Genomic DNA, 22,639 nt, shown 5'->3' with positions numbered 1-22,639 from the left:
TGCCCTCAAGCTTGTTGTGAACTGACCGACAGCACTTCGCCGACCATGTAGGAGGCGTAATCGCTGGCCAGGAAGATCATGACGTTGGCGACTTCCCACACTTCAGCGGCGCGGCCAAAGGCTTCACGGTCGGCCAGTTTGGCCAGCAGTTCTTCGCTGCTGGCCTTCTTGAGAAATTCGTGCAAGGCAATCGACGGCGACACGGCGTTGATGCGCACCCCGCTTTCGGCGGCTTCCAGCGCACTGCAGCGGGTCAGCGCCATGACCCCGGCCTTGGCGGCGGCGTAGTGCGCCTGCTCTTTTTGCGCACGCCAGCCGAGTACTGAAGCGTTGTTGACGATCGCCCCGGTCCCTCGGCGCTCCATGTGCGGCAGCATCGCGCGGGTCATGCGGAAGGTGCCGGTGAGGGTCACGTCGATGACCCGTAGCCACTCCTCATCGGTCATCTCGGTAACCCGCCTGGAGCCACCAAGGCCTGCGTTGTTGATCAGCACATCGACGCCGCCAAGGGCCTGTTCGGCGGCGGCGACCAGGGCTTGCACCTCGGTCTCGACGGTGACGTTGCACAGCTGGCCGTACACGGCCTGCAAGCCGGTGTCGGCCTTGAGCTGTTCCACCGCCTGCTCCAGGCGCCGGGGATGAACATCGGAAATCATCAGGGCGCGGCAGCCTTCTTCGGCGCAGCGCCTGGCCGCGGCATAGCCGATGCCAGCGCCGGCGGCGGCAGTGATGAGCACGGATTTGCCAGCCAGCAACTGGTGGCCTGGCACATAAGGAGGGGCTTGTTTCACGCGGTATACCTCTGACAGAAAACAGGTTGTCGACAGGTATAAAGGCCGCAGGGGGCAGGCACATCGTCAAAACGGACGGGGTCGGTTGTGGCAAGGCAACAAGAGGCAGGCGCCGGCAACGCCGACGCCTGTGCATCAAGCCGCGCTCACGTGCCCCAGACCTTTTGCGCCTTGGGTGCTTCGCTGAGGATCGCATCGACCGCCGCCCCTACTTCAGCGACCTGCCAGCGCGCGCCCTTGTCGCGGGTGACGCCGGTACGCCAGCCATCACCGAGGGAGATCCGGCCACCCTGGCTCTCGAACAGCTGGCCGCTGACATGCCCGGAAGCCTCACTGCCCAGCCACACCACCAAAGGCGCGACGTTCTCTGCCGCCCAGGCGTCGAAGCTGTCGTCATCGGGCTTTTTGACCATGTCCGGCATTGCGCTTTCGGTCATCGCCGTACGCGCCGCCGGGGCCAGGGCGTTGGCGGTGACGCCATAGCGGGCCAGTTCCGCCGCCTGCACCAGGGTCAGGGAAGCAATACCGCCTTTGGCCGCCGCATAGTTGGACTGCCCAATCGAGCCCTGCAAGCCGGCGCCGGAACTGGTATTAATGATGCGCGCCGCCACCGGCGTACCGGCCTTGGCCTGATCGCGCCAGCGCCGGCCGAGGATATTGGCCAGGCAGTAGTGCCCTTTCAGGTGCACACGCATCACCATGTCCCAGTCCTCTTCTGACAGGCTGATGAACATGCGATCACGCAAGACCCCGGCGTTGTTGACCAAAACATGCACTTCGTCGAACGCCGCCAATGCAGCCTCGACGATGCCTTGAGCGCTGCTCAGGGTGGTGATGTCGCCATCGTTGGCGATTGCTCGGCCACCACTGGAACAAATCTCGTCGACCACCGCCTCGGCGGCCTCGCGACGAATGTCATTGACCACCACATTGGCGCCTTCAGCGGCAAATGCCAACGCATACGCGCGGCCCAGCCCGCCACCGGCACCGGTGATGATCGCGGTACGACCTGCACAGATTCCCATAGGATGTTTTCCTGTTGTTGAGTGTGGGTGGCTTCAAAGCCGTTCGATGATGCTGACGTTGGCCTGGCCGCCGCCCTCGCACATGGTTTGCAGGCCATAGCGCCCGCCGGTGCGTTCAAGCGAATGCAGCAAGGTGGTCATCAAGCGCGCACCGGTAGCGCCCAGTGGGTGGCCAAGGGCGATGGCGCCGCCATTGACGTTGGTGCGAGCCGGGTCGTAATCGAGCTCCTTGGCCCAGGCCATGACCACCGAGGCAAACGCTTCGTTGATTTCCACAAGGTCGATATCAGCCATGCGCAGGCCTGCCTTCTTGAGCGCCGCACGGGTGGCTGCAATCGGTGCCGTGAGGTGCCAGATCGGGTCGTCGCCGAGTACCGACAGGTGATGAATACGCGCCCTGGGGGTCAGGTTGTAGCGCTTGAGCGCCGCCTCCGAGACCACCAGTAACGCCGCCGAGGCATCGCAGGTCTGGCTCGATACAGCGGCCGTGATCGACGGGAACTCAGCGCTCACAGGCTCCAGGCTGGCCATTTTCTCCAGGCTGCTGACCCGCGGCGTTTCATCAAAGGCCAGGCCTTCGCAGGCAACGATCTCGCGGGCGAAATAGCCGGCGTCTGCGGCCGCCAAGGCACGACGATGGCTTTCCAGGGCAAACACTTCCATGTCTTCGCGGCTGATCTGCCAGTGATCGGCGATGCGCTGGGCGGCGTAAAACTGATTGACCGGCTGCTGCCCAAAGCGCGCCTGCCAGCCTTTGCTGCCGGAAAACGGGTCGCTGAAGCCCAGCGGTTGGCCAGCGAGCATCGCCGACGAGATCGGGATCTGGGTCATGGTCTGCACACCACCGACAGCCACCACCTCCTGCATGCCACTCATCACCGCTTGTGCGGCAAAATGCAGCGCCTGTTGCGACGAACCGCACTGCCGGTCCACCGTGGTGCCCGGCACGTTCAGCGGCAAGCCGGCAGCCAGCCAGCTGGTGCGGGCGATGTCACCCGCCTGCGAGCCGATGGCGTCGACACATCCGAAAATCACGTCGTCATACGCGTGGGCAGGAATGGCATTGCGTTCGACCAGCGCTTTCAACACATGCGCGCCCAGGTCAATGGCATGCACATGGGCCAGGCTGCCTTTGCGTTTGCCCGTGGGGCTGCGCAGGGCATCGACGATATACGCTTGGGGCATGGCTCAGTCCTCGAAGGTAGCGCCCGGCCCAAGCCGGGCTTCATCGCTGAGCACATAGGCGGCGACGCGGGTTTTATGGGTGGCACGGTCGCCCCAGGACGGGTCCAGCGACCACACGCGCTTCATGAACATCTGCAGGTCGACTTCCCAGGTGTAACCCATCGCACCGTGCACCTGGATGCCATGGCGCGCCGCCAGCCAGCTGGCGTCGCAACAGGCCAGCCTGGCCTGCGATACATAGACATCGGCGCGGCGATCACCCTGCGCCAGGGCATAGGCCGCGCGATACAGCACAGGTTTGGCGAATTCGATCTTGCTGGCGATATCGGCCAGGTGATGCTTGACCGCCTGAAAGCTGCCGATAGGCTTGCCAAATTGCTTGCGCTGGGCCACGTAGTCCACCGACAGGTCGAGGATTCGCTGGGCCAGCCCGAGCAGTTGCCCAGCAACCGACAAGGCGCCGCGGTTCAAGGTATCGGCCCACAAGGCCCGCCCCTGTTCGCCGCCGATCAGCAGGGTGTCGCGGGTTGGCTGCCAGCTCACCAGGCCCAGGCGCCTGGAGGCATCGATACTGGCGTTGGCCTGCACATCGACCTGCGCGCGCGGCACCGCATGCACTTCATCGCCGTGGGCAAGGATCAGCCACTCTGCCAGCGGTGCGTCAGGCACCAACGGGTTGATCGGGTGGCCGATAGCCAGGCGCACGCTGCCATCGGCGATGCGCGGCAACAGCCGGGCTTTGACCGGGTTGTCGCCTGGCAGGCCATTCAGCAGCCCGGTGACCACATAAGCCGTGTCGGCCAGCGAGTCCGGGATGGCGTAGTAGCCCAACTCCTGGGTCATCAGTGCCCAGGCCACATCGTCCATGCCCAGGCCGCCGAACTGTTCGGGCACCGACAATGCCGTCAGGCCCTGTTCAGCTATCTTGTTGCGCAAGTCAGCGGAGCGGCCTGTATCGGTTTCCCAGATCTCGCGCAGCATTTCGGGTGCCGCCTCGGTCATCAGGAAACGGCTGATGGCTTCGCGAAACGTGAGCTGATCATCGGTAAAGGTAAAGTCCATGGCCGGCTCCTATTTCGGCAGGCCGAGCATGCGCTCGGCGATGATGTTGCGCTGGATTTCGTTGGTGCCGGCGTAGATCGGCCCGGCCTGAGCGAACAGGAAGCCATCAAGCCAGCCGCCTTCGACCGCTTGCGCAGCGCTGCTCAACAACTCGCCGTGCGCACCCAGGATGCGCATGGCGGTTTCGTGCATCTTCAAGTCAAGCTCCGACCAGATGATCTTGTTGATGCTCGACTCGGCGCCGATCTGCGCGCCACGGCTCAAGCGCCCGACGGTGTGATAGGACGACAGCGCGTAGCCTTCAGCGCCCAGCCAGGCCTCGACAACCGCTTCGCGGATGCTCGGGTCGCGGTCAGCGCTCTGGCGGTTGGCGTTGTACAGTTGTATCAACTTGCGCGCCGTGGCCTGGAAACGTGCCGGCGAACGCAGCAGCAAACCTCGCTCAAAACCCGCAGTGGCCATCGCCACATGCCAGCCCTGGCCTTCGGCACCAATGCAGTTTTCAACCGGCACGCGCACATCGTCGAAAAACACTTCGGCGAAGGTGTTCTTGCCGTTCAACGCCTTGATCGGCCGGATGGTCACGCCTGGGGCATCGAGCGGCACCATCACGAACGACAAGCCGTTGTGCCGGGTCGAGGCCGGGTCGCTGCGGAACAGGCCAAACAGCCAGTCGGCAAACAGTGCGCGGCTGGACCAGGTTTTCTGCCCGTTGAGCACATAGTGATCGCCATCGCGAATGGCCTTGCTGGTGATCGCGGCCATGTCGGAGCCGGCATTGGGCTCGGACCAGCCCTGGGCCCACATGTCGACACTGGAGGCCATGCGCGGCAGGAAGCGCTGCTTCTGCGCCTCGGTACCGAACTCCATCAACGTTGGGCCGAGCAGCAGCTGACCGTTCTGGTTGATACGCATCGGTGCGTCGGCGCCGTAGTACTCTTCCTCGAAAATCAGCCACTCGATCAGGTCGCAACCGCGCCCGCCGTAAGCCTTGGGCCACATGACCATCGACAGGCGTTGCTCGAACAGCTTCGCCTCCCAGGCCCGGTGCTGCTCGAACCCTTCCCGGGTGTCATAGTTGGCCAGGGGCGTAGTCGGCTGATTGGCCGCCAGCCATTCGCGCACTTCCTCACGGAAGGCCTTCTGCTTGGGGGTATAAGCTAGTTCCATGGCACTCTCTCAGAACTTGGCGTCGCGTTTTTCGACGAAGGCGCGGCGGGTTTGCGCAGAATCCGGACTGGTGTAGGCCTGCAGGGTCAGCCCCTGCTCCCAGCGGTACTTGTCTTCCAGGTTGCCGTCCTCGATGCCGTTGAGGGCTTCCTTGGCGATACGGATCATCACCGGGCTCTTGGCGGCGATCTTGGCGGCAATCTCCAGCGCGGTTTCGCGCAGCTGCTCTTTGGGCACCACGCGCTCGATGAAGCCATACTGCGCTGCCTCTGCGGCGCCGATCTTGTCGCCGGTGAAGAACAGATAACGAACCTTCTGCACCGGGAACAAACGCTGCAGGTGCGCGCCGCCGCCCATGGCCCCACGGTCTACTTCAGGCAAGGCAAAGGTGGCGCACTCGGAGGCCACGACAATGTCGGCTGCACCGGTAATGCCGACGCCGCCACCGAGGACGAAACCGTGCACGGCGACGATGACCGGCACAGGGTTGCGATGTACCGCCTTGAATGCCGCATAATTACCGGCGTTGACCGCTACGATGCGTTCGGGGTGGGCGTCCAGCTCCTTGATGTCGACACCGGCGCAGAAGCCGCGGCCTTCGGCACGGATGACGATCACCCGGACGTCGGGGTTGGCGCCCAGGGCTTCGACCTGATGGGCCAGGTCCATCCACTCCTGGCTGCCCAGGGCATTGACCGGCGGTTTGGCCAGCACCAGCTCAGCAATGCCCGCCTCGATCTGTGTGGTAAATGCTTGACTCATGAGGGTGTTCTCCAAAGTTCGGCAGGCTGATGCTCGCTACGGCAAGCCAACAGGGCTTCCAGGCAGCCTTCGGCTTCCTGGGCAATTTCTTCGATCACTTGCTGGCAACTCTTGAGTTCGCCAATGGCGGCGGCTACCTGGCCGCTGGGCAGAATGCCTTCGTCCGGAACACCGTCGATCATCGAACGCTGCAGCAGCACCGGCTGGTTGGCGGCCATCACCGTTTGCGACAGCGCGCCAGGGTCTTCCTTGAGTGCCTGGCGCAGCACACCGAACAGATGGCTCAGGCTCATTCCGGTTTGCTGCTTCCATTTCCAGGCGCTGCGCAACGCGATGCGCAGGCGCCCAAAAGACCCGGCCTGCTCCAGGCGGTTGATAAACGGGTTCTCGATCATGCGGTGGCGCATGCCATCTACCGCCGTGGTCACCCGCACCCGTTGCGGGTCGTTGACCTCGAGGTAATGCACCAAGGTACTCGACGGCGTAGGCGACTCCCGGGTCATCAAAAAGCGCGTGCCCATGGCAATACCCACGGCGCCGGCCGCCAGCGCGCCGGCAAGGCCTCTGCCGGTGGAGTAACCGCCTGCGGCGATTACCGGCACCGACACCGCGGCGAGCACCTGGGGCAAGAGGATCGAACTGGGCACACCACCGGTATGCCCGCCGCCCTCGCCGCCCTGGATAGTGATCATGTCCGCGCCCAGCTCCACCGCCTTCAGGGCGTGTTTGAGTGCGCCCACCGTCGGGATACACAACACCCCGGCGGCCTTGAAACGGGCGATGGTCTGTTTGTCCGGGCCACGCCCATAGCTGACCGCACGCAAGCGGTAGCGAATCGCCAGGTCAACGCATTGGGCCGCGTTTTCCTGGAACATATGAAAGTTCAGGCCGAAATTGCTGCCACCGGTGGCGGCAATTACCTTGTTGATCTCGCCTTCCAGGGCATCGGCCGCAATCGTGGCCCCGGCCAGAAAGCCGAAACCACCGGCGCGGGTTGTGGCAATCACCAGGTTGGCGTCTGCAACCCAACCCATGGCGGTCTGCACGATCGGGTAGCGGCAGCCCAAGGCTTGGGTCAGTGGCGTACACAACCAGCGGCTCATGCCTGCTCTCCACTGGCGGCAGCCTTGTTGGCCTGGGCCATGGCCTTGGCATCGAAGCCGCCCAGCTTGTCACCCGACAGCAGTTCGTTGTGGGCATGGGCGAAGTGGTGCCAGGCAAAGGCGGCGTCCATCGCCGTGCGTTTACCCTGCAGATCCTCGACGTGGTTAATGGCCTGCTTGGTCAGCGCAAGGCCCATTCGCGGCTGCCGGGCAATACCGGCCGCCAGCGCATAGGTGCCCTGCTCCAGTTCCTCACGGGGCACTACCCTGTTGACCATGCCCATCTGGTAGGCACGCTCGGCACTCATGCGATCGCCGGTGAACAGAAACTCCTTGGCGATGCGCGGGTTCAGCTCATACGGGTGGGCAAAATACTCCACCCCGGGAATGCCCATACGTACCACGGGGTCCTGGAAAAACGCATCATCGCTGGCCACGATCAGGTCGCACACCCAGGCCAGCATCAGCCCACCGGCCACACACGCACCCTGGACCATGGCAATGGTCGGCTTGGGCAGCTCACGCCAGCGCCGGCACATGCCCAGGTACACCTCCTGCTCACGGGCATACAGCTGCTCGCCGCCGGGCTTGTTGGTGTGATCCCACCAGAGGTGTGCACGCTCGAACGGTTTGTTGATATCGCGCCCGGGCGTGCCAATGTCATGGCCGGCCGAAAAATGCCTGCCTGCCCCGCGCAGTACAATGACCTTGACCGCGTCATCGTTGACAGCCTGGCGCAGCGCCGCATCCAGCGCATACGTCATCTGCGAGTTCTGCGCATTGTTGAAGCCTGGCCGGTTCATGGTCAGCGTGGCGATACCCTCTGCCACGCTGTACAACACCGGTTCCTGCGTTTCATAGACCGAGTGGTCTGCACGCTCGACGAATTCACTGTCAGGGCTGTTCATGCTCATGTCCCTCGCCTTACGCCACGTGAATGCCAGCCGGGTTGCCCTTGATCGCCGAACTGCGCAGATCATGGGGGTCGAGCCGACGGATCAGCGCCAGTTGCTCAGGCGTCGGGTGTACGGTTTCTTTCAGCGACGCTGACTTGAGCAACGGGAAACCGGTGTTTTCCTGCACCTGCTCAAAGCTCACCCCCGGGTGCAGGCTGCGCACCTGCACGGCGCGGTCCGGGCCGTCGAAATCCATCACACACAAGTCGGTGACGATCAGGCGAATGTCCATCAGGTCGCGGCGTACCCCTTTTGGCCAGCGGTCGGCCTTGAAACCGACACCGGAGACCATGTCCACTTCGCCGCTAACGAACACGCGGGTGTTATGGCTGGGTACAAAGAACGAGTTGATGTGATTGATGCTGTTGCCGGGCAAGCCGCGCACACCGAGCATTGCGGCCTTGGGCTTGTGGTAATCGCCCACGCAGGAGAGGTTGCTCTGGCCCCAGCGGTCGATCTGCGTCGGGCCGATCATGGCGTGACGGCGGCCACCCCAGACGCACTCGAACACCCGCTCGAAGTTGAGCGAACCTGAATATTTCGGCACATGATCGCCACGCGGCCCTAGCGGGATCGGCTCTTCGACCAGGTACGCCTCGCTGTCGGTCATCAGCAGTTGCGGACTGTGGCTGAGTTTGGCCAGGCTAGCGCCCAGGCGCGGGATCACGCCCAGGCCCGAGGCGATCAGCTCGCCGTTGTCACGCCAGGCTTCGCTGGCTGCGACAATCATCAGTTCCGCGAGGGTAAATTCACAGGTAGTCGACATTTTCATCCTCCTCAGAACACTGGCAGGGCCAGGGAGCCCATGCGTTCGGCACCGCCGTTCTGCTCTTGATAAGCCCGCTCACCGGCCGCCACGTACTGCGCCACATAGGCTTGCCAGCCGCCCTCTTCACCGGCACTGGCGGCATAGCGTTTGAGGTGGCTCAGGTCCCAGCCATACTCGGGCTGGCAGGCGGTCGGGTGGGCGCCGAAAGGTGCATGGATCACGCCACTGACCAGGTACCGCTCAAAGGTGTTGTAGCGTGCCTGTTCGGTGGTCAGTTCCAGTCGTTCGTGCAATTGCTCGCAAGACACGAAGCACTGCTGGGCCGCGCGAGCGAACAGGTGGTCGAAATACGGGTCTGGGCCGGTCACCAGGGTGTTGCCCAGGCGGTCGGCGACGTTGACGTGGACAAACGCCACGTCCAGGTTCAGGGCGGGCATGGCCAGCAGCACTTCGCCGTCGTCATACGGCGACTGGATGGTCTTAAGTTCAGGGTTCAACCGTGTGACATCGGTGGCCAGGCCGCAGCGGGTCGGTAGAAACGGCAAACGCATGGCCGCTGCACGCAGGCCCCACTGGAACATGCCTTCATCCACCTCTAGCAACTCCAGCCCACCGGCCTCGCGGGCTTTGCGGTAATAGGGTTCCAGCGGAATGGCGTCGAGGGTGGCAAAGCCGAACACCAACTTCTTGACCTTGCCCGCCGCACACAGCATGCCCACTTCCGGGCCACCGTAGGCGACCACAGCCAGGTCTTTGACAGGGGAACGCAGAATCTCGCGCACAACCGCCATCGGCTTGCGCCGTGGCCCCCAGCCGCCGAAGCCGATGGTCATGCCATCGCGCAGGTGCGCAACGGCATCGGCCGCCGTCATTTGCTTGTTCATTGCACATCTCCTTGCTGTTGGCCGACGGAAAAGTCATGCCCCCACAGGCTTACCCGGGTAAATTCGAAGGCCGAGTGCTCAGCCCAGTCCACTTGCAGGCCGCCGTAGCCGTACTCCAGGTCGAAGCCGGACGGGGTCTTCATGTAAAACGAGGTCATCCGGTCATTGAGGTGCTGGCCGAGGGTCGCCGACAGCGGCACCTGATGGGCCAGGCGCCGGTCATGGGCGCGGCCTACTTCAGTCATCGAGCCCACTTCAACCATCACGTGCACGCAGCCTGAAGGCACCGCGTACTCCGCCAGCGCCAGCGAGTGATGGCGGCTGTTGCGGCAATGCAGGAAGTGAATGCGGATTGGCGGTGCTGCCGGGTCGGGGCGAAAGTTGAAGATGTCCGACAGCTCGAAGCCCAGCACGTCCTTGACGAAGGCCAGGGTCGCGTCAAAGTCCGGGGCCGGCAGCACGGTGTGGCCCAGGCCCATGTCGCCGGTAACAAACCCCGGCACGCCTTGCGGCGAAACGAATGGCAGGCAGTCGGAACGGTGCCCCCAGCTCAACTCGTGGCGGTTGCCGGAGGGGTCCAGGACACTGACCAGTGCCTGTACGCCACGCTGCTCGATCTCGGCGGCAGTGCCTGCTTGCCAGCGCACACCGTTTTGCTCCAGTGCCTGCAATGCGGCGTTGAATGCCCGCTCGCTGGCCAGTTCCCAGCCAGAGGCCAGGTACCCTGCCTCGGCGCCTTCGACGATGAGCATGCGAAACGGCCGCTCGTCCATCTTCACGTACAGTCCGCCACCGGGCGCGGGTACCACCATCATGCCCAGCACGTCTTCGGCATAACGTTGCCACTGACTGAGGTTTTCGATTTGAGCGACGAAGTAGCTCAGCCCCCGGATATCCATCATGCCCTGCTCCTCAATGACCGGACCTTTGTTGGTCTTCATTGTGCTGAGGGCAGGCCTGTTGCTCATCGTCCGTTGAGACTAAGCAGTTGATCTATCGGCAATACTGAAATGCAGGCGGTGGAAACAGGCTTGCCCCGCGATAGTGATGCGCCAGGCACATCGCATCGCAGGGCAATCTCGCGCCATCGGAGGGGTTACATGTACAGGATCACCAGGTCATTGATGACCGAGGGGCGATCACTGCCGACGACGTGGGTATTCACCTCCAGGGTCAACTGGGTGCCGCGCTTGACCCGCGCCACCTGCTTGACCCTGGCGCGCGCATGAACCCGCGAGCCGGCCGGCACCGGCGCCGGGAAGCGCAGGCGGTCGGAGCCGTAGTTGACCATGGTGCTGAAACCGGTGATTTCATAACCCAGCGCCAGCTTGAGCCGGGACTGCAACACCTGTACCAGCGCGCCGTGGGCAATGGTGCCGCCAAACGGGCTGTCCTTGCGTGCACGCTGCGGATCGGTGTGAATCCAGTAGTCATCACCCGACAGCGCGGCGAAGGCATCGATCAGGGCTTGATCGATGACAATCTGGTTGCTCCAGGGGCTGAAGGTTTCACTGACCAGGCTCTGCAGCGCCACCTCATCATCCATGGCGACCAAGCGCACAGATGCGGCTTCAACCTGCTCCGGCGCTTGCGCCTGAGGCGCGCCGTTGTAGCGCTGTAGCGCCGTGCTGTCCTGGTCCGGACCGGTAAAGCGCAGTAAACGCGTACCCCTGGCGTCGACTTCGGCAAACACCGGTTTGAGCCGCATGCCGATGCGGATCTGATCCTCTTCAAGCCCCACCAGGGTGGTGTTGATTCGCACGCCTTCGTCCAGCTCGATGACGGCCAGTTTCTGTGGCATCTCATCGGCAAAATCCGGCAATGTGGCAATGCGTGCCACGGTGAAGCTGTACAGGGTGGCGCCGCCACTGACTTCGCGCCAGCTCAGGTCATGGGCCAGGCACCGCGGGCAATGCCTGCGCGGGTAGAACACCCAGTGTTCACAGGCGTTGCACTGCTGGATCAACAGGCGCTGTGCCTTCAAACCTTCCCAGAACGGCGCGGAAATTTCAGTCGGCACCGGCATTGGCTTATTGTTCGACATGCGGGTCATGCTCCCTGAAGTATCAACGCGGCCTGCTCACTCATCACGCCACCGGTGCCGGACACGTAGACAGCGTCGCAGCGTTCAAGCTGACGCTCCCCCGCCTCACCGCTGATCTGCGTGACAGCCTCGATCACCTGTGACATGCCCCCGGCAGCGCCGGCCTGGCCGAAACTGAGCTGGCCACCGTGGGTGTTCATCGGGAAATCGCCGCGCCAGGTCAGGTCATGCTCGCGAACAAACTGCATGCCCTCACCCTTGGCACAGAACCCGGCGTCCTCCAGGGTCAGCAACGCGGTAATGGTGTAACAGTCATAGATCTGCGCCGCATCGACATCGCCCGGTTTGAGCCTGGCCATCTCGAAGGCACGGCGCGAAGCAGGCCCAATCGGGGTGTTGAGCATGTCCTGGGCATACGAAGGCGACTTGAACGCCAGGTGCTCACCGAAGCCTGTGATGAATGCCGGGCGCTTGCGTGTACGTGCGGCCACTTCTTTGGAGGCAATGATCAATGCCGCGCCACCGGCCACCGGCATGACAATCTCCAGTACGTGCAAAGGATCAGCCACGCGCTTGCTCGCCAGCACCTGCTCGATCGTCAACGGCTGGCCATGGAACATCGCCTGGGGGTTGGCCAAGGCATTGGTACGTTGATCAACGGCAATCTTGGCCATCGCCACCGGGTCATAACCGTACTGCGCGGCGTAGCGTTGGGCGATCATGGCGTAGCCGGTGTTCTGGCCCATGTGGCCGTAAGGCAGATCGAACTCCGCCTCTGGCGCACCAAAGGCGGTACTGTGGCCGCCGTAACGCATGGCGCGGGCCATTGCCCCGGGATCTTCGTCGGGCCCCATCGGCGCCAGGCGCGCCGGCATTACACACAGCACCGCCTGGCACAGGCCCAGTTCGATCGCCGCAGCCGCGCGCCAGACCATGCCCACCGCGGTACAACCACCAAGGTCGACCACTTCGGCGAAATTAACAGACAAACCCAGGTATTCGGCGGCCATGGCCGGCACGAACACCGAAGCTTCGTGGAAGTGCGGGCCATTGATCACCAGACCGTCCAGGTCTTCGGCACGCAAGCCGGCGTCGCGCAGCGCCTGCGCCGCCAGGTCGGCCACTTGCTCAAGATGGAACATTCGCGGCGCTGTGGCGTACTTCTCGGGTTTGTATTGCGCGGCGCCGACAATCGCCGCATGACCTTTAAGACCCATGTATCCCCCACTCGAAGGCTGTGTGCTTGAGGTTTTTGTCTTGCGACCATGCCACAGGTGCCGTGGCGAGTGATCGTCCATTTTGACTAGAACAGCAGCCGGCGCCAGGGTTGACTCAACCCTGACGCCGGCGCGCCAGTCAGAAGCTGTATTTGACCGAGAATGTCCCGTAGTCGCGGTCTGCCAGCAGGCGCTTGACCGGGTCAGCGTCGCCCAGGTAACCGGTAACCCGCAGGGCGACTTCCAGGTTGCCTAGGTACTTGAAGGTGGCGCCCAGGCTCAACCGGCGATCACCCTGCAACCCGGAAATGGTCCCGGCCATCGGCGTGGCACCACTGAACACGTTGGAGAAGTTCACCGGCACTTCCAGGTCCCAGCCTTCGAACACGCCCGGGTAGCTGAAGGACGCACCCAGGGTGTAGGCACTGGCGGTCTTGCTGCGCCAGCCAGTCGAGGTCTTGTAGGTGTAGTCGTCGGACGGTTGCACCAGCGGGCGCATGGACGGGATCAGGCTGTTGCCCAGGCCCAACAGGTTCGGCGCGGCCGAGGCTTCGTCAACACTGTCGACACGCACATGCACGATCTCGGCGGTGAGCGAGGTCTGGCTCGCCCAAGGCCGGTCACCCAGAATACGGATCGCCGACAACTGCATTTGCTGGCCCTTGCCACGCGCAGGCGTGGGGCCAAGGCCGGTGTTGACCATCACCGGAGCACCGTCGCGATACGACCACTCGCCACCGATCTGGGTCTCGCCGATTTTGGTCGAGGCACTGATCCCGGTCAGCTTGATGTCTTCAAAGTAGGTAATGCGGTAGCCATCCGGCGCGCCGAAGAACACGCCTGGCCCGGCCGGGACGGCCCGGTAACCCACCAGGGCAGTGGCTGGGTTCTTGTCATGATAATTGACATGAAACAGTGACAGTTCCAGGGCGGGCACGGGCCGAAAGCGTACCTGTGCCCCCCACTGACCACTGTCACGCGGCTCATCGGTGCCCTGGTAGTTGATACGCGACCCATTGGCGCCGATGAGAAATTCTCGCCCTGGCCCAACCACATCGCTGGTGGACAGGTAGCTGCCCACCGGCGGCAGTTCCGTGCCCATCCACTCGTATTGCACGTAAGCGCCCAAGGTCCACTGCGGGTTCAAGCGATACGACGCCGACACCTGGCCGACCGGCAACAGCACTTCCTTGACCTCGACCCCGGGCTGCGCGGCCTTGACCGCGTCGGACGGGTTCTGTACACCACTGACGCCGGGGTAGAACAAGCTTTCGCCCCACGACTCGATATGCCGACCGGCCTTCACATCGAGCATCGAACCATTGTCAAAGCGCCAGCCGCTGAACACATAAGCATCGAGGAACTTGCTGCGCCCGCCGCTGTAATACTTGGTGTCGCTGGTGAACTCGTTATGGTCGCCAGCCTTGTTGACCGTGCCCGGTGAGTCGTTGTCGTTGGAACGATGGTAAACATCATCGTAGAAGGTACTGGCGCGCAGCACCCCGCCGTAGTTGTCCTTGCGCACGATCATCTCGGCCAGGGCGCCGATGCGGTTGGTCACCAGGCTGCCCTTGTCGAAGTTGCGGTCGCCATCATCGGCGTTGGGTGTCAACAGTTTGCTTGACGGGTTCGACAGGCGAACCCCCAGGCCGTAGCTGGTGGTCACCGTCCAGTCGATCGTCGTGCCGTTGTCGAACTCGATGGTTTCACCGGACCATGCGGGTGCGCAAACCAGAGCGGTTGCCACCACCAGACCCGATAATTCGAAACCCGATACAGCTGGGCCAGCACCATATTTGTTGTTTTTATTAGTCACACTGCCTCTCCGATTAACGACCTGACGGTCGCGCAAAAGTGCAAGAACACCACTCGTTACCCTCAGCCCGCTCACAGCTGCCCTAGCACCGACTGAACGTTGACACCCTCGGGCGTGCGCCCGTAACGGAACACGCCGGCTGTTTCTTCACGCACCAGTAGCCCTTGCGCAATCAGGTAATTGACATGCGCCAGGGTCTCGCCAATCGCCATCAACTCATCGAAGCGCCCTTTTACCTTCGGAAACAGCTCGGCCATCAGCTCCACCGCACTGCGCGGTGCGGTGCAGGCGGCCAACAGTTGCTGCAAGTGCCCCTGGTGGTGCGCGCGCAGTTGATCAAGGCGTAGATGCAGGTTGTAAAACGGCCGTTCATGCGCCGGTAGCACCAGCACGCTGTCGGGCACCTCCCGCAAGCGCTCGACCGAATCCAGCCAGTCGCGCAATGGGTCGGCATCGGGCTCGGTGACCTGCACGCAGACACTGGAGGTGATGCGCGGCAGCACCTGGTCACCGGAAATCAACAGGCCGTCCTCGGCGCAGTACAGGCAGGCATGCTCCGGCGAATGGCCGCGGCCGATCAGGACCTGCCAACGGCGCCCGCCAATCATCAGTTGGGTGCCTTCACTCAGGCGCCGGAAGCTGGTGGGTACCTCTGGCCGAAAGTGCGCGGAGCCCAGCAACGGGAACAATGCTGTGGTCTGCTCCTGGTTGAAGCCTGCGCGCTGGTAATGCTGGTAAAACGCCCAGCTAGTGCTGGTGTCACCTGGCGCGCGCAGCTGGTGCATCGCCTGATATTCACTGGCGCTCATGAACACCGGGCAGCGGAAGCGCTCGGTCAACCAGCCGAGCACCCCGACATGGTCCGAGTGAAAGTGCGTGCAGATCACCGCCACCAGCGGCAAACCACCCAACACCGTGGCAAACAGCGCTTCCCAGATGTCGCGGGTCTGCGTGTTGTTGAGCCCGGTATCGACCGCCACCCAGCCCTCGCCGTGGCGCAGCAGGTACAGGTTGATGTGGTCAAGCCCGAACGGCAGCGGCATGCGCAGCCACAACAGCCCTTCGGCGACCTGCTGAACCTCGCCATTGGCTGGTGGCTGCGGCCAGGGGAAGCGCAGGCCTGCGCGCCATTCGTGCCCCTGGGCATCCAGGTTACTCACTGACGTCACCCGCAAAAGCGGCCAGGCCAATGCGCCCCAGCACGTGGGTGCTGTACGGCACATAGCTGCGGCTGCTTTCGTCACGGATGAACAGCGGGTCGCTGAACGCCGTCGGCGCGTAGCCCTGGCGCTGCAGGTCGACCTTGCGCAGCTTGAAGGTGCTGGTCAGGTCGGCCGCCGCCGACACCCGCACGAATACAGGCGCCGCATAGCGTGGCAAACGCGCCTCGGTCAGCGCGTAGAACGCTTCAGGGTCAAAAGGCTGCCCTGGCTGCATCAGTACCGCCGCCATGCCGGCGCGGCCCTCTTGTCCGGGCACCTGCACGCCGTAGATGTTGATCAGCTCGAGCCCGGCAAAATCGCCCAGCGCAGCTGCCACCTCCAGGGTAGAGACGTTCTCGCTTTTCCAGCGGAAGGTGTCACCGATGCGGTCGATGAAGTACAGGTAGCCGTCTTCGTCATAACGCAGCAGGTCGCCCGAACTCCAATAGGCATCCCCTGGGCGCAAGACATTGCGGCGGATCTTGCTGTTGGTTGCCTCGGCCGAGGTGTAACCCTCGAAGCGGCCGCCGCCGATCTGCGGGTGGTCGATGATCAAGCCCAGGGCTTCACCCACTTCACCCACTTCGCAAAGCTGGTAAAAGCCCTGCTCGTCGCGTGGGTGGCTGTCGGTTTCAACGTCATAGCGCACCAGGCGCAGGTTGCTCTTGTCCCAGAACGGCACACGCCCGCAGGCGCCCACATAGTTGTCGACGTTGACCACATTGGTATTGGACTCGGTGGAGCCCCAGCCCTCGAACACCTGGATCGGCCCGAAACGCTGCACCCAGTTCTGCCAGGTTTCACGCGTCAACCCGGCGCCGAGCATGCAGCGCAGGCCATGGTCGCGTTCGCCGGCCGCCTCGGGCTGGTTGAGCAGGTAGCGGCAGATCTCGCCGATGTACTGGAACACGCTGATGCGGTGCTCACGCACGTCTTTCCAGAATTCGCGGACACTGAACTTGCGCCGTACCACGATCGCCGCACCGGTTTTCAGCGCGGTTGACGTCACTGAAGTGGCTGCGGCACCGTGGTACAGCGGCAGGCAGCAATAAAACACGTCGCCGGGCGTGGTCTGCAGGGTGACTTCCATGATGTCGCCCGTCGACATCCAGCGCATGTGGCTGTAACGCGCGGCTTTCGGCAAACCGGTGGTGCCCGAAGTAAAGATCAGCAGGCTCGGCGACTCGGCGCGCAGGTCGGCACGCAGGTCACGCGGGAATGGCGTGCACGGGGCATCGGCCAATGCTTCGGCCAGGCCGGTGTCAACCTGTGCAGGCATTGCCCCGGTCCACCTTTGCTCGGTATCTTCGACCAGCCACAGCGGCAGCGGCGGCAGGCCTTCGGTTGCCAGAACGTTGCCCAGCACCTCTTCGCCGACGAGCATTGCCTTGGCCTCGATGGCCTCCAGCGCGTGCACCAGCGGCCGGCCACTGACCTGGGTATTGACGAAGCCCACCACCACACCGAGCTTGACCAGGCCAAACCAGCAGCAGAAAAACGCCGGCCGGTTCTCCATGGCCAGCGCGCAGACATCGCCGGGGCGCAGGCCTCGGGCATGGAAAACGTGGGCCAGCTGGTCGGCTCGGGCGTTGACCTGGGCGTAGCTCAAACGCTGATCGCCATAAATGACGAAAGGCCGCTGGCCGTGGCGTTGCGCCTGTTCTTCGAGGCGATCAGCCAGGGTATAGCGATCCGCAGGTTTGATCCGCGCGGCGGCTTCGGCCCGGCGATCAAGGATGGCCTGGGTTTGTTCGCGTGGCACGACCCCGCGATCAACACTGGACAGCAGGCTTGCGTTGTTATTGAAATTGTTCATCCCTACCTCCGATAAAACCGGCTGTTCATGCAGTCGTCTGGGCGTGGGTCGGATAGTCCGAATAGCCAGGCGAGCCTTTCGTATAAAGTGTCTTGCGGTCGAAGCCGGCCAGCGGCAGGCCGGCGCGCAGGCGCTCGACCAGGTCGGGGTTGCCGATAAAGTGGCGGGCAAACGACACTGCGGCGCCCTGCCCGGCTTCTATTGCCGCGGCGGCCGAAGGCCCGTCGAAACCGTCATTGAGGATCAACCCGCTGCTGCTATGGCTGCGGGCCAAGGCAAAGGCATCCAGTGCGGCCAGCGGCGAGCGCATGATGTGCAGGTAAGCCAGGCCAAGCGGCTCGACCTGCTCACACAAGGCTTGTGCGGTGGCGGCCGGGTCGGCATCGCTGATGTCGTTGTAAGGGTTACCCGGGCACAGGCGGAAACCCACACGCCCCGAGCCGATTGCAGCTGCCATCGCGGCCAGCACCTGGGCCGGAAACCGCACGCGGTTGGCTACCGCGCCGCCATAGCCATCACTGCGCTGGTTGCTGCCGGACGCCATGAACTGCATTGGCAGGTAACCACTGGTGCAATGCAGCTCGACCCCTTCGAAGCCGGCTTCGCGAGCGTTCAGGGCCGCGCGCCGGTATTGCTCGATCACGCGGTCAATGTCCTCCAGGCTCAACGCCTGAGGCTCATCGGTATCGACCAGGCCAACCCCGTCGCAGAACACCTGGGTGCGGGCACGTATCGCCGATGGGGCGACGGTCCGTGCCCCGACCGGTTTGTTTTGCCAACTGGCGGCGCGGCCCACGTGCATCAACTGCAACACCATGCGCCCGCCGGCATTCCTCACCGCCCGGGTGACCTGGCGCCAACCCTCGATCTGCGCGCTGTCGTAGATGGCCGGCGTGCGGCAATAGCCCAGTCCGTCGGCGGACGGTGCAGTGCCTTCGGCAATGATCAGCCCGGCACTGGCGCGCTGGCGGTAGTAGTCGACCATTTCAGCCGTCGGCACCGCCTGTGCGGTGGCGCGGCTGCGGGTCATCGGCGCCATGACAATGCGGTTACTCAGCTCCAGCTCGCCCAGGCGCAGGGGCTCAAACAAAATGCTCATCGCGATTCCTCAGCGCACACGAATCTTCGGTGCCGCAGCACCGCGTCGCAGGGTGGCTAGAAAGTGTTCCAGGGGCGCGGCCGGGGCGACATCGGGCAGTTGGTCCTTGTCCGGGCGCTGCGCCCAGAACTCGGCCCACGACGGGAACAGGTCGTGGAAGCTGCCGGCATAGGGTTCACGCCCTGGCCAGCGCATCTTTCGCTCGCCGATCGGCGGCTTGTTGAGGTCGCTGGCGTACCAGTAGCACGGCAGGCGGCGACGGAAGTACCAACGGCCATCGATGCGCTGGTAGTCATCCCAATAAAGCATTTGCATGGTCACCCACTCGGGGCCGGTCTCATGCTCGTTCTTGGAATACACCACGCCAACGGCATTGTCGGCGTCAAGCAGTTCGATGATGTGCTGGCCCAGGTGATGCGAGGTGCCGCTGAACTGATCGCGCAAGGTCGCATCGACCCATGCTTTCAGGTGCGCGCGGCCGGTCTTTTCGCGGCCAACTCGGATGTCTTCGGCAAACAGATTGACGTGGGCATCGAGGTCGCGCATGTCCAGCGACAGCGAGTACTTGGCCGCCAATTGACGAATTTCCTCAATCGACTCAAGCCGGTCGATGCGTGCCAACAACATGTTCGGTTCCATGCTCATCACTCCAGCACCGTGTAGAGTTCCGAGCTGCGCCCGCCATCCACCGGCACACACGCGCCGGTGATATAGGACGCTTCGTCGCTGGCCAGGAACAGAATCGCGTTGGCTACCTCCTGCGCCTGGCCGATACGGCGCAGCGGGATCAGTTTCTCGGTGTTGCCACGGGCCTTGGCGTCGGCCAGCATGCCCGCGGTTGCCGGGGTTTCGATGACGCCCGGGACCACCACGTTGCAGCGAATCCTGTTGGCCGCCCCTTCGCTGGCTGCAGCGCGGCTGAAGTTGATCACTGCGGCCTTGGCTGCCGAGTAGCCGGCCATCCAGGGCGTACCGAACAACCCGCAGATCGAGGCGATGTTGACGATTGCGCCGCCGCCTTGGGCTTTCATCAGCGCCATGGCCGTGCGCGTGCCCCAGAACGTGCCGTCCACGGTGGTGCGGAAGTTGGCGTGCCAGTCGCCCGTGCTGGTGCTGTCGATGGCACCCCAGGTGTAGGCCATGGCGTTGTTGACCAGGATGTCCAGGCGGCCATGCTGCTGCGCCGCGGCCTCGATTGCGCCGACAAAGGCTTGCTCGTCGCTGACATCGGCGACCTGCCAATGGGCGTTGCCACCGGCTTCGCGAATGGCGCTGGCCACAGTTTCCAATGGCGCCTGATTACGCCCGCAGAGCACCACGGTGGCGCCCTCCTGGGCAAAGCGTCGGGCGGTGGCCGCACCAATCCCGGAGCTGGCACCGGTAATGAATGCGATCTTGCCTTGAAGTCGTGTGCTCATTGCCTGCTCCCGGTTCAAATGAAGGCCATGCCGCCGTTGACGGCGAGGTTCTGGCCGGTGATGAAGCTGGCGTCGGAACTGGCCAGAAACACGGCGGCGCGGGCGATCTCATCGACCTCGCCCATACGGCCCAGGGGGATTGCCTTGAGCATGCCCTGCAGCCACTCATCGGGGATGTCGGCCATCATCGGGGTGTTGGTCGGGCCGGGCACCAAGGTGTTGACGCGGATGCCGCTGGCGGCCAGCTCCCGCGCCATGCTGCGGGTCAGCCCCATGACGCCGGCTTTGGCTGCGCAGTAATGGCTTGGGCCTTCGCCAGTCATCGCGGCGGTGCTGGAAATATTGATCACCACGCCCTGAATGGCGTGCTTTTGCATCAGCCGCACCGCTTCACGGCTGCACAGGAAGGTGCCCGTGAGGTTGACCCCAATGACCCGCTGCCAGTGCGCGTCCGGGGTGTCGACAAAGCTGTCGACTGAACCGACACCGGCGTTATTCACCAGGATGTCGAGGGCGCCGAAACGGGCTTCCAGCCTGTGCATCGCCGCCGCCACCGAGTCGCTGTCGGCGACGTTGCACGCCAGCGCCAGGGCATGCTCACCGAGCCCTTCGATCGTCTGCTCGGCAGCCTGCAGGTTGATGTCGGCCGCCACCACCCGTGCGCCGGCCTCGGCAAAGCGCTGGGCAATCGCCCGCCCCATGCCTTGCCCGGCGCCCGTGATCAGGGCCACTTTGTTCGCTAACTTCATCGTTGATCTCCCGCAAGCCTTGGCTTCCCCGATCAGCTGCACAACGCGCTGGATGATCGAGCACGGGACAAATCATTAACCCTGTACAAAACCGCAACATCGTCCGATAAGACTACGCAGCCGCGCTTGCCCGATGTGCCGCAAGCAAGTGGTCTGAATGGACGATGTGCCCGAGCGTGATCGGCGCCACGCTCCTGCTCACTAGAACAAAACCGGGAGCACCCGTCGTGAACTCTTCCAACCGCGTTACCTGGCGTAGCCACTACGCACTGTTCGTGCTGGCCGTGATTTACATCTTCAACTACATCGACCGGCAGCTGATGGCGATCCTGATCGAGCCGGTCAAGGCGGAGTTCGGCATTTCCGACACGGGCATCGGCCTGCTCTCGGGGGTCACATTTGCGGTGTTCTATACCCTGTTCGGCTTCCCCCTGGGCCGGCTTTCCGACCGTATCGGGCCGAAACCGGTGATTGCCGCCTGCTGCATTGCCTGGAGTGTGATGACCATGGCCTGCGGCCTGGCCACCAGCTTCTGGCTGCTGGTGTTGGCGCGGATCGGCGTAGCCGTTGGTGAAGCGGGCGGCACGGCACCTTCGGTGGCGATGATTTCGCAGCTTTACCCAGCAAAAAATCGCTCCACTGCACTGTCCATCCTGATGCTCGGCTCAAGCTTCGGCGCCATATTCGGCCTCGGATTCGGTGGCTGGATCGCCCAGCATTACGGCTGGCGCTCGGCGTTCCTGATCATTGGCGTACCGGGCATCCTGCTGGGGCTGCTGCTGTGGCTTACGGTCCGTGCGCCGAAAATTGCCAGCGAAGTGCAGACCAAGGTCCAGGTCGTTCAGGAAGGCTGGGCAAAGACAGTGGCCAAGCTGATGGAGACCCCATCGTTCCTTTGGCTGGTGCTGACCGGCGCGTCCAGCGCCATCGCCGGCTATGCGATTGGCACCTGGAGCCCGAGTTTCCTGATCCGCTCCCACGGTTTGAACCTGCAGGACGCAGGCTTTCTGGTCGGCGTGGTTGGCGGCAGCGGTGCCACCTTCGGCACCCTGGCCTGCGGCATCATTTCCGACCGCATGGCCCGCCGTGATGCCGGCTGGCAGATTGGCGTACCGCTGCTTGCCACGCTGGTCAGTATCCCGTTCGCGTTGGCGTACTTCCTCTGGCCAACCGGCGTTCTGTTCCACCTGGGTAACACCCCGGTACCGACCGCGTTTCTCTTCTATGCAGGTTTTGCCTTCTTTGGTACCTGGTGGGCGACCCCTTGCCTGGGCGCCGTCACGCATTTGTTCCCGGCAGCGCGCCTGGCCCAGGCAACTTCAATCTTCGTCATGGCCATGACCCTGCTGGGTGTCGGCGTTGGCCCGCTGCTGATCGGGGTACTCAGCGATCTGTTCACCCCGGCCCTCGGCACCGAGGCACTGCGCTATGCGCTGGCCGCCTCCATTTCGATGCTGATGCTCTCGACCGTATTCCTGGGCATGGCCCTGCCCCGCTACCGCGCCCAACTGCAGCGATCGGCTGCACCGACTGCCACCCCTGAAAATGCCGTAACTGCCTGATCAATGGAG

General features: G+C 63.5%; 21 protein-coding genes. 1 reads left to right on the top strand and 20 read right to left on the bottom strand.

Going from position 1 to position 22,639, the window contains the following annotated elements; translation table 11 throughout:
- Positions 1-5: 5 nt before the first annotated feature.
- The 20 genes from N805_RS07360 to N805_RS07265 form a co-directional block, all read right to left on the bottom strand.
- Complete coding sequence (locus tag N805_RS07360) at positions 6-791, bottom strand: SDR family oxidoreductase (RefSeq protein ID WP_028612890.1); 786 nt, start codon at positions 789-791, stop codon at positions 6-8.
- A gap of 146 nt (positions 792-937) precedes the next feature.
- Positions 938-1,816: an SDR family oxidoreductase gene (locus tag N805_RS07355; RefSeq protein ID WP_028612891.1), complete on the bottom strand. Its 879-nt coding sequence runs from the start codon at positions 1,814-1,816 to the stop codon at positions 938-940.
- Positions 1,817-1,849: 33 nt separating this feature from the next.
- Entirely contained in the window at positions 1,850-3,001 is a 1,152-nt protein-coding gene (locus N805_RS07350) for an acetyl-CoA C-acetyltransferase (protein WP_028612892.1), read from the bottom strand.
- Positions 3,002-3,004: 3 nt separating this feature from the next.
- Positions 3,005-4,063, bottom strand: coding sequence for an acyl-CoA dehydrogenase family protein (locus tag N805_RS07345; protein ID WP_028612893.1), 1,059 nt, complete (start codon positions 4,061-4,063; stop codon positions 3,005-3,007).
- 9 nt (positions 4,064-4,072) lie between these two features.
- Complete coding sequence (locus N805_RS07340; protein ID WP_016486852.1) at positions 4,073-5,233, bottom strand: acyl-CoA dehydrogenase family protein; 1,161 nt, start codon at positions 5,231-5,233, stop codon at positions 4,073-4,075.
- A gap of 9 nt (positions 5,234-5,242) precedes the next feature.
- On the bottom strand, positions 5,243-5,995 hold the full coding sequence (locus N805_RS07335; protein ID WP_016499760.1) for an enoyl-CoA hydratase family protein: 753 nt from the start codon (positions 5,993-5,995) through the stop codon (positions 5,243-5,245).
- The gene (locus N805_RS07330) at positions 5,992-7,098 is read right to left on the bottom strand and encodes an NAD(P)H-dependent flavin oxidoreductase (protein WP_028612894.1); all 1,107 of its coding nucleotides are present in this window, start codon (positions 7,096-7,098) and stop codon (positions 5,992-5,994) included. Before N805_RS07330 ends, N805_RS07335 begins: the two co-directional genes overlap by 4 nt.
- Entirely contained in the window at positions 7,095-8,006 is a 912-nt protein-coding gene (locus N805_RS07325) for an enoyl-CoA hydratase (protein WP_028612895.1), read from the bottom strand. The genes N805_RS07330 and N805_RS07325 overlap by 4 nt, the downstream gene beginning before the upstream one ends.
- A gap of 16 nt (positions 8,007-8,022) precedes the next feature.
- Positions 8,023-8,820: a CoA-transferase subunit beta gene (locus N805_RS07320; RefSeq protein WP_028612896.1), complete on the bottom strand. Its 798-nt coding sequence runs from the start codon at positions 8,818-8,820 to the stop codon at positions 8,023-8,025.
- A gap of 11 nt (positions 8,821-8,831) precedes the next feature.
- A complete protein-coding gene (locus N805_RS07315; protein ID WP_028612897.1) occupies positions 8,832-9,707 on the bottom strand; it encodes a CoA transferase subunit A in 876 nt (291 codons plus the stop codon).
- Positions 9,704-10,609, bottom strand: coding sequence for a VOC family protein (locus tag N805_RS07310; protein WP_028612898.1), 906 nt, complete (start codon positions 10,607-10,609; stop codon positions 9,704-9,706). The genes N805_RS07315 and N805_RS07310 overlap by 4 nt, the downstream gene beginning before the upstream one ends.
- A 194-nt stretch (positions 10,610-10,803) precedes the next feature.
- Entirely contained in the window at positions 10,804-11,751 is a 948-nt protein-coding gene (locus N805_RS07305; protein WP_028612899.1) for an OB-fold domain-containing protein, read from the bottom strand.
- A 5-nt stretch (positions 11,752-11,756) separates the two neighbouring features.
- Positions 11,757-12,968 (bottom strand): thiolase family protein, encoded by a 1,212-nt coding sequence (locus tag N805_RS07300; RefSeq protein WP_028612900.1) that lies wholly within the window; start codon positions 12,966-12,968, stop codon positions 11,757-11,759.
- 139 nt (positions 12,969-13,107) lie between these two features.
- A complete protein-coding gene (locus N805_RS07295) occupies positions 13,108-14,784 on the bottom strand; it encodes a DUF1302 domain-containing protein (RefSeq protein ID WP_028612901.1) in 1,677 nt (558 codons plus the stop codon).
- A gap of 71 nt (positions 14,785-14,855) precedes the next feature.
- A complete protein-coding gene (locus tag N805_RS07290) occupies positions 14,856-15,944 on the bottom strand; it encodes an MBL fold metallo-hydrolase (RefSeq protein ID WP_028612902.1) in 1,089 nt (362 codons plus the stop codon).
- The gene (locus N805_RS07285) at positions 15,937-17,802 is read right to left on the bottom strand and encodes a long-chain-acyl-CoA synthetase (RefSeq protein WP_028612903.1); all 1,866 of its coding nucleotides are present in this window, start codon (positions 17,800-17,802) and stop codon (positions 15,937-15,939) included. The genes N805_RS07290 and N805_RS07285 overlap by 8 nt, the downstream gene beginning before the upstream one ends.
- Positions 17,803-17,827: 25 nt before the next feature.
- Positions 17,828-18,901, bottom strand: a complete 1,074-nt coding sequence (locus N805_RS07280; protein WP_028612904.1) for an alkene reductase — start codon at positions 18,899-18,901, stop codon at positions 17,828-17,830.
- Between the two features lie 9 nt (positions 18,902-18,910).
- Positions 18,911-19,540 (bottom strand): nuclear transport factor 2 family protein, encoded by a 630-nt coding sequence (locus N805_RS07275; protein WP_028612905.1) that lies wholly within the window; start codon positions 19,538-19,540, stop codon positions 18,911-18,913.
- Between the two features lie 5 nt (positions 19,541-19,545).
- Complete coding sequence (locus tag N805_RS07270; protein WP_028612906.1) at positions 19,546-20,319, bottom strand: SDR family NAD(P)-dependent oxidoreductase; 774 nt, start codon at positions 20,317-20,319, stop codon at positions 19,546-19,548.
- Between the two features lie 14 nt (positions 20,320-20,333).
- Positions 20,334-21,068: an SDR family NAD(P)-dependent oxidoreductase gene (locus tag N805_RS07265; RefSeq protein ID WP_028612907.1), complete on the bottom strand. Its 735-nt coding sequence runs from the start codon at positions 21,066-21,068 to the stop codon at positions 20,334-20,336.
- 227 nt (positions 21,069-21,295) lie between these two features.
- On the opposite strand from N805_RS07265, the gene N805_RS07260 reads away from it, so the two are divergent.
- Complete coding sequence (locus N805_RS07260; RefSeq protein WP_028612908.1) at positions 21,296-22,630, top strand: spinster family MFS transporter; 1,335 nt, start codon at positions 21,296-21,298, stop codon at positions 22,628-22,630.
- The last annotated feature ends 9 nt before the right edge of the window (positions 22,631-22,639 follow it).

It is taken from the genome of Pseudomonas putida S13.1.2 (assembly GCF_000498395.2).
Taxonomy (GTDB): Bacteria; Pseudomonadota; Gammaproteobacteria; order Pseudomonadales; family Pseudomonadaceae; genus Aquipseudomonas; species Aquipseudomonas putida_Q.
The sequence above is the reverse complement of the archived record's forward strand: the minus strand, read 5'-3'. Positions and strand labels throughout refer to the sequence as shown.

Excerpts from the sequence above, each read along its gene's own strand:
- N805_RS07355 (WP_028612891.1), bottom strand. The coding sequence starts at position 1,816 with ATGGGAATCTGTGCAGGTCGTACCGCGATCATCACCGGTGCCGGTGGC.
- N805_RS07350 (WP_028612892.1), bottom strand. The coding sequence starts at position 3,001 with ATGCCCCAAGCGTATATCGTCGATGCCCTGCGCAGCCCCACGGGCAAA.
- N805_RS07345 (WP_028612893.1), bottom strand. The coding sequence starts at position 4,063 with ATGGACTTTACCTTTACCGATGATCAGCTCACGTTTCGCGAAGCCATC.
- N805_RS07340 (WP_016486852.1), bottom strand. The coding sequence starts at position 5,233 with ATGGAACTAGCTTATACCCCCAAGCAGAAGGCCTTCCGTGAGGAAGTG.
- N805_RS07335 (WP_016499760.1), bottom strand. The coding sequence starts at position 5,995 with ATGAGTCAAGCATTTACCACACAGATCGAGGCGGGCATTGCTGAGCTG.
- N805_RS07330 (WP_028612894.1), bottom strand. The coding sequence starts at position 7,098 with ATGAGCCGCTGGTTGTGTACGCCACTGACCCAAGCCTTGGGCTGCCGC.
- N805_RS07325 (WP_028612895.1), bottom strand. The coding sequence starts at position 8,006 with ATGAACAGCCCTGACAGTGAATTCGTCGAGCGTGCAGACCACTCGGTC.
- N805_RS07320 (WP_028612896.1), bottom strand. The coding sequence starts at position 8,820 with ATGTCGACTACCTGTGAATTTACCCTCGCGGAACTGATGATTGTCGCA.
- N805_RS07315 (WP_028612897.1), bottom strand. The coding sequence starts at position 9,707 with ATGAACAAGCAAATGACGGCGGCCGATGCCGTTGCGCACCTGCGCGAT.
- N805_RS07310 (WP_028612898.1), bottom strand. The coding sequence starts at position 10,609 with ATGATGGATATCCGGGGGCTGAGCTACTTCGTCGCTCAAATCGAAAAC.
- N805_RS07305 (WP_028612899.1), bottom strand. The coding sequence starts at position 11,751 with ATGTCGAACAATAAGCCAATGCCGGTGCCGACTGAAATTTCCGCGCCG.
- N805_RS07300 (WP_028612900.1), bottom strand. The coding sequence starts at position 12,968 with ATGGGTCTTAAAGGTCATGCGGCGATTGTCGGCGCCGCGCAATACAAA.
- N805_RS07285 (WP_028612903.1), bottom strand. The coding sequence starts at position 17,802 with ATGAACAATTTCAATAACAACGCAAGCCTGCTGTCCAGTGTTGATCGC.
- N805_RS07280 (WP_028612904.1), bottom strand. The coding sequence starts at position 18,901 with ATGAGCATTTTGTTTGAGCCCCTGCGCCTGGGCGAGCTGGAGCTGAGT.
- N805_RS07275 (WP_028612905.1), bottom strand. The coding sequence starts at position 19,540 with ATGGAACCGAACATGTTGTTGGCACGCATCGACCGGCTTGAGTCGATT.
- N805_RS07270 (WP_028612906.1), bottom strand. The coding sequence starts at position 20,319 with ATGAGCACACGACTTCAAGGCAAGATCGCATTCATTACCGGTGCCAGC.
- N805_RS07265 (WP_028612907.1), bottom strand. The coding sequence starts at position 21,068 with ATGAAGTTAGCGAACAAAGTGGCCCTGATCACGGGCGCCGGGCAAGGC.